Genomic DNA, 12927 nt, shown 5'->3' with positions numbered 1-12927 from the left:
TCGCGAGCCGTCAGATCACCGGCAGCATCTGGTCGCGCTCGAAGGCGGAGACCTGACCGCGGTACTCGTCCCACTCGGCGCGCTTGTTGCGCAGGAAGTACTCGAAGACGTTCTCCCCGAGCGTCTCGGCCAGCAGCTCGCTGGTCTCGGCGACCTCGATGGCCTCGTTGAGGGTCTTGGGCAGCGGGTCGATCCCGAGGCTCTTGCGCTCGCGCTCGGTGAGCGCCCACACGTCGTCCTCGGCCTCGCGCGGGAGCTCGTAGCCCTCGTCGATGCCCTTCATGCCGGCCGCCAGGACCGCCGCGAAGGCGAGGTAGGGGTTGCACGCGGGGTCGAGCGTGCGGACCTCGACGCGGGTCGAGGCGCCCTTGAGCGGCTTGTACATCGGCACCCGGACCATCGCGGAACGGTTGTTGTGGCCCCAGCAGACGTACGACGGCGCCTCGCCGCCGGTCATCATCCGCTTGTAGGAGTTGACCCACTGGTTGGTCACGACGCTGATCTCGGGCGCGTGCTTCAGGATGCCGGCGATGAAGCGGCGGCCGGTCTGGCTCAGCTGGTACTCGGCGCCGGCCTCGTAGAAGGCGTTCTGGTCGCCCTCGAAGAGCGAGACGTGGGTGTGCATGCCCGAGCCCGGGTGGGTCGTGAACGGCTTCGGCATGAAGCTGGCCCAGATGCCCTGGCTCAGCGCGACCTCGCGGATGACGGTGCGGAAGGTGAGGATGTTGTCGGCCGTCGAGAGCGCGTCGGCGTAGCGCAGGTCGATCTCCTGCTGGCCCGGGCCACCCTCGTGGTGGCTGAACTCCACCGAGATCCCCATCGCCTCGAGCATGGTGATGGCCTCACGGCGGAAGTCGGAGCCGTGCGACTGCGCGGTGTGGTCGAAGAAGCCGCTGCGGTCGACCGGCACCGGGTCGACCCCGGCCCGGGGGGTGTCCTTGAACAGGTAGAACTCGATCTCGGGGTGGGTGTAGAAGGTGAAGCCGCGCTCGGCGGCCTTCGCGAGCGTCCGCTTGAGGACGTAGCGCGGGTCGGAGTACGACGGGCTGCCGTCGGGCATCACGACGTCGCAGAACATCCGCGCCGTCGCCGGGCCGTCACCGCCGCGCCAGGGCAGGATCTGGAACGTCGACGGGTCGGGCATGAGCAGCATGTCCGCCTCGTAGACCCGGGCGAAGCCCTCGATCGCCGAGCCGTCGAACCCGATGCCCTCCTCGAAGGCGCCCTCGAGCTCGGCCGGCGCCACGGCGACCGACTTGAGGAAACCGAGCACGTCGGTGAACCACAGTCGCACGAACCGGACGTCGCGCTCCTCGAGAGCGCGGAGAACGAACTCTTCCTGCTTGCCCATGGCGCCACCCTAGGGCGTGCCTCAGTCGTCGTCGCTGAGGGTCTGGTCCTCGAAGTCGGAGACGGTCGGGCGCCCGCCGTCGCAGTAGAACTCGATCTCGATCGAGCGCGGCCCGCTGGAGAAGACCGCCTCGATGTCGTCGTCGGCCTCGGTGTCGAGCAGGACGGTCGTCCACCCGGCGGCCGGGTCGGCGCGGATCCCGAACGCCAGCGCGCCCTGGCACGCGACGGTCACGCTGCCGTAGTCGCCGTCGAACACGTCCTCGCGTCGCTCGGCCGCGGGGTCGGGGGTCGCGCTCGTCTCGAGCGTGGGGTCGGACGCCGCCGTCAGCGGGCCCCGGTCCCGCACGCTCGCGCCGACGCTGCTCACCGCGACCAGGCCCACCGTGACCGCCACGGCGGCCGCCCCCAGCCACGCAGCGACGTAGCCGAGGGCACGTGCGGACGGTCGGGCCATGGGTCCCATCCTCCCGGACAGTAGGTTCAGGCCTGTGGTGCAGGTGCTGATCATCGAGGACGACGCGCGGATCCGTCCGCTGCTGATGCGCTCGCTGGGCGAGCGCGGGTACGCCGTCGAGTCCGCCTCGACCGGCATGCAGGGCCTGCAGATGGCCGTCGACTCCCGCCCCGACCTGGTGATCCTCGACCTCGGCCTGCCCGACGTCGACGGCACCCAGGTGCTCTCGATGCTGCGCGCGGTGAGCACCGTGCCGGTCATCGTGGCGAGCGCCCGCGACGACGACCCGTCGCTGGTCGGCTGCCTCGACGCCGGCGCCGACGACTACGTGGTCAAGCCGTACACGACCGCGCAGCTCGAGGCCCGGATCCGCGCGGTGATGCGCCGCTCCGGCGCCGGCGGCTCCCCCGCCCGGCGCACCGTCGTCGTCGGCGCCCTCGAGATCGACGTCGCCGCCCGGCAGGCCCGCGTCGCCGGCACCGCGCTCGACCTGAGCCCCAAGGAGTTCGACCTCCTGCGCCACCTGGCCGAGCGCCCGGGCGAGGTCGTCACCAAGCGCGAGCTCCTCGTCGAGGTGTGGCAGCAGCCGTGGGGCGGGTCGGACAAGACCGTCGACGTCCACCTGTCGTGGCTGCGCCGCAAGCTCGGCGAGTCGGCGTCCGAGCCGCGCTACCTGCACACCGTGCGCGGCGTCGGCGTCCGGCTCAGCGACCCGGAGGACTGAGGTGCGCCGGAGGCTGACCGTCACGGTGGCCGCCGCCGTGAGCATGGTCCTGCTGGCCATGCTGGTGCCGATGGCCGTGCTGCTGCGCAGCTACGCGCTCGAGGACCGGCTGGCCCAGGCCGCGCTCGAGGTCCAGGCCACCGAGACCGTCGTGGCGCGCGCCGACACCGGCCGGATCGCGTCGTACCTCGACCAGGTCAACGCCGACAGCACCAGCGTCACCACGGTGATCCTGCCGGCCGGTGCCGTCATCGGCCCGCCCCCGGGCGCCGAGGAGGAGGCACGGATCGCCGAGGCCCGGCTCACCGGCACCGCCCGCGTCGACGACGTCGACGGCGGTACGGCGATCCTGGTGCCGGTGTCGCTGGGCGGCAGCTCGGCCGGCCCGGAGGCGCAGCCGATCATCCGGGTGTTCGTGCCCACGCCCGGCTTCGAGGCCGACCTGGTGCGCAGCTGGCTGATCCTGCTCGCCCTCGGCGTGCTGCTGCTCGCCGGCGCCCTGGCGCTCTCCGACCGGCTGGCGGCGTCGTTCGTGCGGCCCATCCAGAGCCTGGCCGGGTACGCCGCCGGCCTCGGCGCCGGGCGCCGGACCGAGCAGCCGCCGGTCGAGGGCCCCTCCGAGGTCCGCGACCTCGGGGTGGCGCTGCACCGGCTGGTCGACCGGGTCGAGGTGCTGCTGGAGCGCGAGCGCGCGGGCATCGCCGACGTCTCGCACCGGCTGCGCACCCCGATGACCGCGCTCCGCCTGCGCGTCGAGGGCATCCGCGACGACGCCGACCGGGAGCGGTTGATGGCCGACCTCGACGACCTGCAGGCCACCGTCGACCACGTCGTGCGCGAGGCGCGGCGCTCCGAGCGCGAGGGGCTGGTGCCGGTGACCGACGGCGTCGCCGTCCTCGCCGACCGGGCGCGGTTCTGGGAGCCGCTGGCCGAGGACCAGGGACGCCGGTTCGACCTGGTGGTCGCGGCCACCGGGCCGGTGCCGGTGCGGGCCGGGCCGGAGGACCTGGCCGCCCTGGTCGACGTCCTGCTCGACAACGTCTTCACCCACACGCCCGAGCCGGCCGGGGTCCGGGTCACCGTGGCCCCCGGCACCGGCGGCGGGCTCCGGCTGGTCGTCGAGGACGGCGGCCCCGGGCTGCCCGACGACGACGCGGCGCGTCTCGTCGACCGGGGCGTCTCCGGCGGCGGCTCGACCGGGCTCGGCCTCTCCATCGTCGACACGACCGCCACCGAGTCCGGCGGCGGCCTGTCGATCGGGCGGTCCGAGCTGGGCGGTGCCGAGGTCGTCGTCGACCTCGGCGGCGCCTGACCCGCCTCGCCCCCCACCACCTCGACTCCCCCACCACCTCGACTCCTCCAACCAGATCGACCCGTCACCTATAGGTGACGGGTCGACGAGAAATCGGCAGTGACCCGTCACCTATAGGTGACGGGTCACAGCGAGGACGGGCGGGTCAGACGGTGACCGAGGCGCCGCAGCGGGTGCTGGCGCCGACCCGCTTGGCGGTGAACCTGAACGTGTCGGTGCCGGCGGTGTCGGGGCGGTAGCGCTCCAGGTCGAGGTCGCCGTCGCGCTCGGCCGTGCGGACGACGTTCGCGACCCGCTTGCCGTCCTGCCAGACCTTGACGCGCCACGTGCTGCCGGCCCGCAGGTTGTCGAGGTCGACGTTCACCTCGTGGCCGCGGCCCTCACGGTCGACCGACAGCTCGTAGGTGCCGCTGCCGCAGGCGCCGCGCCGCTCGACGTCGGCGTGGGCCGGCGCCGCGGTCAGCGCGACGGCGGCCGGGGCGGCCAACAGGGCGGTGGCGGACAGGGTGGCGATGCTCTTCTTCATGGTGGTTCCTCCGGGGTGGTGGGGTGTGCCGACGGTCGAGTCGGTGGACGGATCAGCGGGTCAGCGGGTCAGGGTGGCGACGCACGGGTCGCCCTCGGCCGGGGTGACGGTGACGCGGAACTCCTGCGTGCCGTCCTCGTCGACGGGGGTGTCGAGGTCGAGCTCGCCGTCCTCGTCCGTGGTGCGCTCGCCGGTGAGCACGGACTCGCCGTCCTGCTCGACGAGCACCTCCCAGACCTCGGCCGGGGCGCTCGACTGCAGCTCGAACTCGAGCTCGAGACCGCCGTCGTCGTCGCCGACGACCAGCTCGTAGGCGGTGCCGTGGCAGGTCCCGCGCTCCTGGGTCTCGTCGTCGGCGCCGAACGCCGTCACGGCCCCGGCCCCGAGCCCGGCCACGACGACCGCACCGACCGCACCCGCGGCCACGATCTTCTTCCTCATCCCGCTCCTCCTCGTCCCTGCGTCCCAGATGTCGTTCTGGTGACGAGGACGACGATGCCGCCGGCGGCGCTAAGCGCGATCCAGCGGCGGGCTAAGGCGCGGTTAAGGCTCCGCGGGGGGGCCGGACTACGTCCGGGGGACGTTCTCCAGCTCGGCGAGCCAGGCGGTCGGGGCGGCGTCCGAGGGCATCCGCCAGTCACCGCGGGGCGACATGGTGCCGCCGGGAGTGACCTTGGGGCCGTTGGGCAGGGCCGAGCGCTTGAACTGGCTGGCGAAGAAGCGGCGGCAGAAGACCTCCATCCACCGGCGGATCGTGGCGAGGTCGAACTCGCCGCGGCGGTCGGCGGGGAACCCGGCCGGCCACTCCCCCGCCTCGACGTCGTGCCAGGCGTGCCAGGCGAGGAAGGCGATCTTGCTGGGCCGGTAGCCGCGACGCAGCACGTGGTAGAGCGTGAAGTCCTGCAGCGCGTAGGGCCCCACGGAGTCCTCGGTGCGCTGCTCGGGCTGCTCGGCGGTGGCCGGGATCAGCTCGGGGGTGATCTCCTGCTCGAGGATCTCGCGGAGCACCTCGTCGGTGTCGGCCTCGAACTGGCTCGACTCGATGACGTAGCGGATCAGGTGCTGGATCAGGGTCTTCGGGACGCCGCCGTTGACGTTGTAGTGCGACATCTGGTCACCGACGCCGTAGGTGCACCAGCCCAGCGCGAGCTCGGAGAGGTCGCCGGTGCCCAGCACGATCCCGCCGCGGTGGTTGGCCAGGCGGAACAGGTAGTCGGTGCGCAACCCGGCCTGCACGTTCTCGAAGGTGATGTCGTAGACCTCCTGCCCCTCGGAGAACGGGTGGTCGAGGTCGTCGAGCATCTGCCGCGCCGCGGCAGTGATGTCGAGGGTCGCGAAGGTGACGCCGAGGCTCTCCGAGAGCCGGGTGGCGTAGGTCCTGGTCGTCTCGCCGGTCGCGAACCCCGGCATCGTGAACGCGAGGATTTCGGTGCGCGGCCGGGCCAGGCGGTCCATCGCCTTGGCCGCCACGATGAGCGCGTGGGTCGAGTCCAGGCCGCCACTGACGCCGATCACGATCTTCGGCTGCCACGTGTCGGTCGACATGGCACGCAGCCGCTGCTCGAGCCCGGAGACCTGGATGTTGTAGGCCTCGTAGCAGTCCTGCGCCAGGCGGGCCGGGTCGTCGGGCACGAACGGGAACCGGCGCTGCGGGCGGCGCAGCCCGACGTCGCCGACGGGCGGGTCGAGCCGGAACCCGACCGGGGTGGCGTGCACGTCCTGGCTGCGGCGGTTGTCGTCGAAGGTGCCCTGGCGCTGCCGCTCCTGGCGGATCCGGTCGAGGTCGACGTCGGCGACGGTGCGACGGGCTCCCTCGGGGAACCGCTCACCCTCGGCGAGCAGGTCGCCGCACTCGTAGACCATCGTCTGGCCGTCCCAGCTCAGGTCGGTCGTCGACTCGCCCTGACCGGCGGCGGCGTACACGTACGCCGCCTGGCAGCGCGCGCTGGCGCTCTTGACCAGCATCCGGCGGTCCTCGGCGCGGGCGATGGTGATCGGGCTGCCGGACAGGTTGAGCAGCACGTGCGCCCCGGCCAGCGCGGCCGTCGCGCTCGGCGGCACCGGCACCCACATGTCCTCGCAGATCTCGACGTGGAAGGTGAGGTCGGGCAGGTCGGTCGCCGTGAAGACCAGGTCGGTCCCGAACGGCGCCTCGTGGGAGCCCACCGTGATCTGGTCGGTCTGCTGCTCGTCGCCCGCGGCGAACCAGCGGCGCTCGTAGAACTCGCGGTAGTTCGGCAGGTGCGCCTTCGGGGCGACGCCGAGGAGCTCGCCGTCCTTGATGACCAGGGCGCAGTTGTAGACCCGGCCGGCGTGGCGCAACGGCGCGCCCACCACGATCACCGGCAGCAGCCCCACGGACGCCGCCACGATGTCGGCGACCGCGACCACCACGGCGTCCAGCAGGGTGTCCTGCAGGAAGAGGTCGTCGACGGCGTAGCCCGTCAGCCCGAGCTCGGGGAAGAGGGCGATGGCCACGCCCTCGGCGTCACACTCCCGCGCCTGCTCGATGGTCCGGGCCGCGTTGGCCGCCGGGTCGGCGATCGCGACCGGCAGCGTGCAGGCCGCCACGCGGGCGAACCCGTGGGCGTAGGCCGAGTAGAAGTCCACGCGCCGAGTCTAGGGAGGCCGATGAGTTCTCGACGGGACGGCGGTCTGCCCGGCCATGACCAGCATCAGCCCGTGCCTCTGGTTCGACGACCAGCTCGAGGAGGCCGCGACGTTCTACACCTCGATCTTCCCGCGCTCCTCGGTCGGCCGGCTCTCCCGCTACCCCGCCACGACGCCCGGCGAGCCCGGCGCGGTGATGGCCGGTGAGTTCACGATCGACGGCACGCGGTTCCAGGGCATCAACGGTGGCCCGGAGCACGCGCACTTCACCGAGGCGGTCTCCTTCAGCATCACCTGTCGTGACCAGTCCGAGGTCGACTACTACTGGCACTCGCTCGCCGACGGCGGCCGGGAGTCGGTCTGCGGCTGGCTCAAGGACCGGTTCGGGCTGTCGTGGCAGGTCGTGCCCGCCCGGCTCTACGAGCTGGTCTCCGACCCCGACGCGGCTCGCGCGAGCGCCGCGACGCAGGCAATGCTCACGATGACCCGCATCGTCGTGGCCGAGCTCGAGGCGGCGGCCGACGCCGCCGGTCCCCCGACGGCCTGAGGGCGCCGTCCCCGACCACCCACCCCCACCGACGCGCCACCAGCGAACCAGCCACCAGCCACCAGCCACCAGCCACCAGGAGAACCGATGAGCACCCGACTGAACCCGTACCTGATGTTCCGCGGCCAGGCCGAGGAGGCGATGACGTTCTACCAGTCCGTCCTCGGCGGCGCCCTCGACGTCAACACCTTCGCCGAGTTCGGCGGCGGGGGCGTGCCCGAGGACGAGCAGGGCCAGGTCATGCACTCCCAGCTCACCACCAACGACACCGTCGTGCTGATGGGTTCCGACGCCCCCAGCACCATGCCGGGCCAGCTCACCAACGGCACGATGTGCATCAGCGGCGACGACCTCGAGACCATCCGGGGCTGGTTCGCGGCGCTCGCCGAGGGCGGCTCGGTCGACCTGCCGTTCGAGGAGGCGCCGTGGGGCGACCACTTCGGTCAGGTCACCGACAGGTTCGGCATCGCCTGGATGTTCAACTCCGCCTCCGGCGGGTGAGCGCACCGCCGACCCGTCAGTGATCTGCGACGGGTCGGCGGTGATGACCGCCACAGGCGGGCACGGTGGGCGGGAGAGGGCGTGCGGCCTAGCCTGGGACCGGTCCGTGGACTCCACCCGAGGAGCCGCGAGACGACGATCGGAGACACCATGAGCACGCCCTCCCAGCCCGAGGAGACCGCCCCGTACGGCACCGGCCCCGCGAGGCCGACCGCGGCCGCCCCCGCCAAGCGGGTGCGCACCCACCACCTGCGCGAGATGAAGGAGCGCGGCGAGCGGTTCTCGATGCTCACCGCCTACGAGCAGTACGCCGCCGCGACGTTCGACGAGGCCGGCATCGAGGTGCTGCTCGTCGGCGACAGCGCGAGCAACAACGTCTACGGCAACGAGACCTCGCTCCCCGTGACCGTCGAGGAGCTGCTGCCGCTCACCCGCGCCGTCTCCCGCTCGGTACGCCGGGCCCTCGTGGTCGGCGACCTGCCGTTCGGCAGCTACCAGGCCTCGGCCGAGCAGGCCTACCTGACCGCCGTCCGGTTCATGAAGGAGGCCGGAGCGCACGCCGTCAAGCTCGAGGGCGGCGTGGAGATGGCCCCGCAGATCCGGAGGCTGACGCAGGGCGGCATCCCCGTGATGGCCCACATCGGCTTCACCCCCCAGTCCGAGCACACGCTCGGTGGCTACCGCGTCCAGGGCCGCGGCGAAGCCGGCTCACGCGTCATCGAGGACGCGCTCGCGGTCCAGGAGGCCGGTGCCTTCGCCGTCGTGATGGAGATGGTCCCCGGCGACACCGCCGCCGAGATCACCCGGCAGCTGCTCATCCCCACCATCGGGATCGGGGCCGGCCCCGAGTGCGACGGGCAGGTGCTGGTCTGGCAGGACGCCTTCGGGCTGCGCCAGGGCCGGATGGCCCGGTTCGTCAAGCAGTACGCCGACGTCCACGCCGTGCTGCTGCAGGCTGCGCGCGACTACGACGCCGACGTCAAGGCCGGCACCTTCCCCGGCCCCGAGCACACCTTCTGACCGCCCTGCCGACCCCGTCGGAGGATCGTGCGACGGGGTCGGCAGGGGTCAGCTGGTGGAGACGATCGTCGCGGAGAGCGACAGGCCCTTGCGCGGGGCGTAGGACACGGTGCTGCCGACGGCCGCTCCGAGGATCGCCAGCCCCAGCGGGCTGCTGGGCGTGACCGTCTCGATGCCCGCGACCGCCTGCTCGACGGAGCCCACGACGAACGACTCGGGGCCGTCGCCGAGGTCGATCACGACGGTGTCGCCGAGCGAGACGACGCCGTCGACGTGCTCGGCGGCCTCCACCTCGGCGATGTCGAGCTCGAGCGCGGCGATCCGCTCGTCGAGCAGCGACAGGCGGATGCTCGCCTCGACGTTGGTGGCGCGGTCGACGATGTCGCCGACGGCCTCGGCGCGGGTCTCGGCCTGGGCCTGGTCGCGCTCGGCCTGCAGGGCGGTGAGCCGCTCGTGCAGGACGGCGAGCGCGCCGCTCGTCGAGGCGGTGGGGGCGGTGGAAGCGCTCAGCGTCATGGGGGATCGATCCTTCACGGGAGGTGGTCTGAGATGTTATGGCCTGCGGTGTGGTGTTGAACCCACCCGGAGGGCTTCTCATGCCCGTCCTCAGCACTTTCTTACCCGCGATCTCGTCGGGACGCCGCGGACGCGGACGATCGGCGCGGAGGACCCCGCGCCGGGGCGGCACCGAGGGCTACGGTGACGCCATGCGTCCCGTCCTCGTGACCACCGCTCTCCTCGCCCTCGCCGCTCCCCTGCTCGCGGTCGCCCCCGGCGGTGCCGGCGCGGCCACGGCACCGATCCCACCCGCAGCGGTCGCGGCGCCGAGCGTCGCGTCGCCGAGCGTCACGGCGCCGGCCGCGGCCCGTGCGCCGTCGTTGCGCGTGACCACCCGGGTCGGCGGTCTCGACCACCCGTGGGACGTGCGCCGGCTGCCCAGCGGTTCACTGCTGGTGACCGAGCGCGAGCGGGCGCGGCTGACCCTGAGCACCGCGGCCGGCAGGAAGCGCACGGTGCGCTTCCCCTCGCGGCGGATCTGGACGTCGGGCGAGACCGGGCTGATGGGCCTCGAGGTCGACCCGGGGTTCGCGAGGAACCGCCGGTTCTACACGTGCAGCGGCTGGCGCACCGGCGACGGGCACGACATCCGCGTCACCGCCTGGCGGCTCAACCGCAAGGAGACCCGCGCCCGGCTCGTCGGGCCGCTGCTCACCGGCCTGCCCACCACCTCCGGGCGGCACGGCGGCTGCCGGCTCCTCGTCACCTCCGACGGCGCGCTGCTCGTCGGCACCGGCGACGCGGCCGTCGGCACCAACCCGCGCGACCTCGACTCCCTGGGCGGCAAGACGCTGCGGCTGAACCGGTTCACCGGGCGGCCGTGGCCGCAGAACCCGTACGCCGGCTCCGACAACCGCAACCGCCGCTACGTCCTCACCTACGGGCACCGCAACGTCCAGGGTCTCGCGGAGCGACGCGACGGCACCCTCTGGTCGGCCGAGCAGGGCTCCTACCGCGACGACGAGGTCAACCGGCTGGTCCCCGGTGGCGACTACGGGTGGAATCCGGTGCCCGGCTACGACGAGTCGGTGCCGATGACCGACCAGGACCTCCCCGGCACCCAGCAGGACGCCCGCTGGAGCTCGGGTCCCTCGACCGTCGCGACCTCCGGAGCCACCTTCGTCCGTGGCCGGAAGTGGGGCGGCCTCAACGGGGCGCTCGCGGTCGGCGTCCTGAAGGACCAGGAGCTGCTCTTCATCCGCTTCGACGCCGACGGGTTCAACCCCCGGGTCAGCACGCCGGCGGCGCTCGACGGGCGCTGGGGCCGGCTGCGCTCCCCCGTGCTGCTCGCCAACGGCAACCTGCTCGTCACCACCGACAACGGCGACGGCCGCGACCGGGTGCTGCTGGTCCGACCGCGCTGACGGCCGGCCCGGGTCAGGCCGACCAGCCGAGCAGGCTAGCCCCGGCGACCAGGGTCGCGAACCAGACGGCCATCGCGCCCAGCGCGACGACCGTGATCAGGCGCGGGTGGGTCGACCACCACGAGCAGGCGAGCACGAACAGCGCGAGCCAGAGAACCAGCAGCAGCACGACGGCCCACCACGGGGCGACCAGCCCGCTGGCGCCGTACAGGAAGAGCGCGGCGGCCATCAGGATCATGCCGCCGAACGGCCAGAAGTCGGTCGCCCGGGGCGGCGCCGCGACCCGGCGCCGACGCACCGGCGTCAGTCCTCGAGCTCGTCGTCGTTCCAGGCCGGGTCGCGGTCCCAGGCCTCGCTCTTCTCGTGGGCCGTCTCGATCGCCCGCGCCGCCTCGGCCTCGCTGGCGTAGGGACCGAGCCGGTCCTTGTTGGGGCAGCCGTCGCGGCCCTCGACCGTGCTGTGCTTGAGGCAGTACCAGAACTCCGGAGCGTCATCGGCCATGCGCCGAAAGTACACGTCGCGGGGTTCCGCGGGTCACTGCGGCGAGGCCGGACCGGGGTTACCATCGAGCGGCCATGGGACTTCTCGACCGCCGTCACCGCCCCCTCCTCGCGGCGGCCACGACCGTCGTCGTCGCCGCCACCGCGGTGACCGCGCTGGCCGTGTCCGGCTCCGACGACGGGGCCGCGCCCGACCGCGGCTCCACCCGCGACCGCCCGGCGGTCGCGGCCCCCCCGACCTCCGGGCCGCCGACCAGCCAGGTCGAGCCGCTGCCGGTCGACCCCGACGACCCGATGTTCACCTTCGTGTCGTCGCCCGACATGTTCAACGCCGACGTCGGTGACCTCCGCACGGCCGGGATCCGCGTCGAGAACGGCCGGAACTCGTGGAACCCCTCATACGCCCGTGCCGTCGACCGGGTCTTCGGCACCCTCGCCTCCTACGACGCCGACGCCTACCTCGTCGCCGGTGACCTGGTCGAGGGGCACTGGGGCCAGGACGCCGACCGCACCGGCTACTTCGGGAGGACCCGGACCGAGCGGCAGAAGCTCCGGGCTGTCACCCGCGCCGGCGACTTCTACTACGGCCGCTTCAAGCAGTACTTCCGTGACGTCGGCATCTCGCCGTCCACCCTCTACCCGGCCGTCGGCGACCACGAGATCGGCGACAACCCGTGGCGGCACGACAGCTTCAAGTCGCGGGCCGTGGAGACCTACAAGGACGCCTGGTCGCGCAGCTTCACCACGACCGCGCGAGGCGGCCACCGGTTCGCCGACCGTCCGGTGGGGACGCCGTACGAGGACACGTCCTACGCCACCTGGCTCACCCCGGCCGGTCCGGACGGCGTCCTGCTGGTCACCGTCGACGTCTTCCGGCACGGTCCCGGCGGCGACGGCGTCTCGGCCACCGTCGACGGCCGCCACCTCGCCTGGTTCCGCGGCGTGCTCGAGGCCGCCCCGGCCGAGGCGACCGTGATCGTCCAGGCCCACACGCCCGCGCTCGGCCCGGTGCGCTCCTCCGGCTCGTCCCGCCTGATGGTGAAGGACGGCGAGGACAGCCCGTTCTGGCGGGCGATGGACGGCTCCGGCAAGGTCGACCTCTACCTCGCCGGCGAGGTGCACGCCCAGACCGCCCGCCAGGTCCACGGCACCGTCCAGGTCTCCCACGGCGGCCTGTTCGCGTTCCGCGGCACCGCCTACGTCGTGGGCCGCGTGTACCCGGACCGGGTCGAGCTCGAGAGCCACTGGTTCGACAACACCTACAGCGTCCGGACCCGTCTGTGGGCGACCTCGAGCAAGCGGTCACCGGGCTCCATCTCGTACGCACCGGAGGTGCTCACGGGCACGCTCGTGCTGCACGACGACGGCACCGTCACGTCCTCCGGCGACCTCGGACTGAACCCGGACCTGCCCGTCCAGCCGTGACCTGCACGTCACCTGGGGGCCACGCGCGCCTAC

The 12927-nt window shown here is 72.9% G+C and carries 15 protein-coding genes; 7 read left to right on the top strand and 8 right to left on the bottom strand.

Annotated features, from left to right (window positions below):
- Positions 1–10: 10 nt before the first annotated feature.
- A complete protein-coding gene (locus tag E4623_RS16465; RefSeq protein ID WP_134767614.1) occupies positions 11–1351 on the bottom strand; it encodes a glutamine synthetase family protein in 1341 nt (446 codons plus the stop codon).
- 21 nt (positions 1352–1372) lie between these two features.
- Positions 1373–1807 carry a hypothetical protein gene (locus E4623_RS16460; RefSeq protein ID WP_134767613.1) on the bottom strand — a complete coding sequence of 145 codons (435 nt, stop codon included), beginning with the start codon at positions 1805–1807 and terminating at the stop codon, positions 1373–1375.
- A gap of 34 nt (positions 1808–1841) precedes the next feature.
- Here E4623_RS16460 and E4623_RS16455 point away from each other — a divergent pair, with 34 nt between their 5' ends.
- The gene (locus E4623_RS16455) at positions 1842–2531 is read left to right on the top strand and encodes a response regulator transcription factor (protein ID WP_134767612.1); all 690 of its coding nucleotides are present in this window, start codon (positions 1842–1844) and stop codon (positions 2529–2531) included.
- 43 nt (positions 2532–2574) lie between these two features.
- On the top strand, positions 2575–3843 hold the full coding sequence (locus E4623_RS16450) for a HAMP domain-containing sensor histidine kinase (RefSeq protein ID WP_245155139.1): 1269 nt from the start codon (positions 2575–2577) through the stop codon (positions 3841–3843).
- Between the two features lie 145 nt (positions 3844–3988).
- Here the strand turns inward: E4623_RS16450 and E4623_RS16445 are convergent, their stop codons facing one another.
- The 3 genes from E4623_RS16445 to E4623_RS16435 form a co-directional block, all read right to left on the bottom strand.
- Positions 3989–4369 (bottom strand): hypothetical protein, encoded by a 381-nt coding sequence (locus tag E4623_RS16445; protein ID WP_134767610.1) that lies wholly within the window; start codon positions 4367–4369, stop codon positions 3989–3991.
- A gap of 60 nt (positions 4370–4429) precedes the next feature.
- The gene (locus E4623_RS22720; protein WP_167736685.1) at positions 4430–4810 is read right to left on the bottom strand and encodes a hypothetical protein; all 381 of its coding nucleotides are present in this window, start codon (positions 4808–4810) and stop codon (positions 4430–4432) included.
- Between the two features lie 126 nt (positions 4811–4936).
- Positions 4937–6979 carry an NAD(+) synthase gene (locus E4623_RS16435; RefSeq protein ID WP_134767609.1) on the bottom strand — a complete coding sequence of 681 codons (2043 nt, stop codon included), beginning with the start codon at positions 6977–6979 and terminating at the stop codon, positions 4937–4939.
- A gap of 55 nt (positions 6980–7034) precedes the next feature.
- Between E4623_RS16435 and E4623_RS16430 the strand changes: the two genes are divergently transcribed.
- The 3 genes from E4623_RS16430 to panB all read left to right on the top strand — a co-directional run bounded on the left by E4623_RS16430 (position 7035) and on the right by panB (position 9047).
- On the top strand, positions 7035–7526 hold the full coding sequence (locus E4623_RS16430) for a VOC family protein (protein ID WP_134767608.1): 492 nt from the start codon (positions 7035–7037) through the stop codon (positions 7524–7526).
- Between the two features lie 87 nt (positions 7527–7613).
- On the top strand, positions 7614–8027 hold the full coding sequence (locus tag E4623_RS16425; protein WP_134767607.1) for a VOC family protein: 414 nt from the start codon (positions 7614–7616) through the stop codon (positions 8025–8027).
- 150 nt (positions 8028–8177) lie between these two features.
- Positions 8178–9047, top strand: coding sequence for a 3-methyl-2-oxobutanoate hydroxymethyltransferase (panB, locus tag E4623_RS16420; protein WP_134767606.1), 870 nt, complete (start codon positions 8178–8180; stop codon positions 9045–9047).
- A gap of 48 nt (positions 9048–9095) precedes the next feature.
- Here the strand turns inward: panB and E4623_RS16415 are convergent, their stop codons facing one another.
- Positions 9096–9563 (bottom strand): GreA/GreB family elongation factor, encoded by a 468-nt coding sequence (locus E4623_RS16415; RefSeq protein ID WP_134767605.1) that lies wholly within the window; start codon positions 9561–9563, stop codon positions 9096–9098.
- 191 nt (positions 9564–9754) lie between these two features.
- Between E4623_RS16415 and E4623_RS16410 the strand changes: the two genes are divergently transcribed.
- Complete coding sequence (locus E4623_RS16410) at positions 9755–10969, top strand: PQQ-dependent sugar dehydrogenase (RefSeq protein WP_134767604.1); 1215 nt, start codon at positions 9755–9757, stop codon at positions 10967–10969.
- A 13-nt stretch (positions 10970–10982) separates the two neighbouring features.
- On the opposite strand, the gene E4623_RS16405 is transcribed toward E4623_RS16410, so the two are convergent.
- Both E4623_RS16405 and E4623_RS16400 read right to left on the bottom strand, forming a co-directional pair.
- Positions 10983–11267 carry a hypothetical protein gene (locus tag E4623_RS16405; protein WP_134767603.1) on the bottom strand — a complete coding sequence of 95 codons (285 nt, stop codon included), beginning with the start codon at positions 11265–11267 and terminating at the stop codon, positions 10983–10985.
- Between the two features lie 5 nt (positions 11268–11272).
- Positions 11273–11470 (bottom strand): hypothetical protein, encoded by a 198-nt coding sequence (locus E4623_RS16400; RefSeq protein WP_134767602.1) that lies wholly within the window; start codon positions 11468–11470, stop codon positions 11273–11275.
- Positions 11471–11544: 74 nt separating this feature from the next.
- Between E4623_RS16400 and E4623_RS16395 the strand changes: the two genes are divergently transcribed.
- Positions 11545–12894, top strand: a complete 1350-nt coding sequence (locus E4623_RS16395; protein WP_134767601.1) for a metallophosphoesterase — start codon at positions 11545–11547, stop codon at positions 12892–12894.
- Positions 12895–12927 lie beyond the last annotated feature (33 nt).

Source organism: Nocardioides sp. 1609 (genome assembly GCF_004522105.1).
Lineage (GTDB): Bacteria > Actinomycetota > Actinomycetes > Propionibacteriales > Nocardioidaceae > Nocardioides.
Note: the sequence above shows the minus strand (reverse complement) of the source record. Positions and strands in the feature narration are given on the sequence as shown.